Below are 255 nucleotides of genomic sequence, written 5' to 3' on the forward strand. Positions count from 1 at the left end.
ACACGCTACCTGCTGCTGAGCAATGGAGTGGACATCTTTGACAAGGAGTATAAGACGAGGCTTGACAACGCGTTGGCCATGAACAAGCCCCTGTCGCAGGCATACTACCTGAAAGAACAGCTCAGGGAAATCTGGACGCAAGTCAATAAGAACAATGCTGAAATGGTCATGCTGGATTGGGTAAAGCAAGCCCAAGAAAGCAAAGTGCCGCAACTGGTGAAGATGGCAGCCACAGTAATGGCACACAGAACAGGC

Annotated in this window: 1 protein-coding gene; it reads left to right on the top strand. The window is 50.2% G+C overall.

All coding sequences use genetic code 11. From position 1 onward, the window contains the following. The coding region (locus I6E24_RS16975) for a transposase (RefSeq protein ID WP_235329865.1) at window positions 1–255 on the top strand (255 nt) is incomplete at both ends.

This window comes from Bacteroides caecigallinarum, from assembly GCF_021530995.1.
GTDB lineage: Bacteria > Bacteroidota > Bacteroidia > Bacteroidales > Bacteroidaceae > Phocaeicola > Phocaeicola faecigallinarum.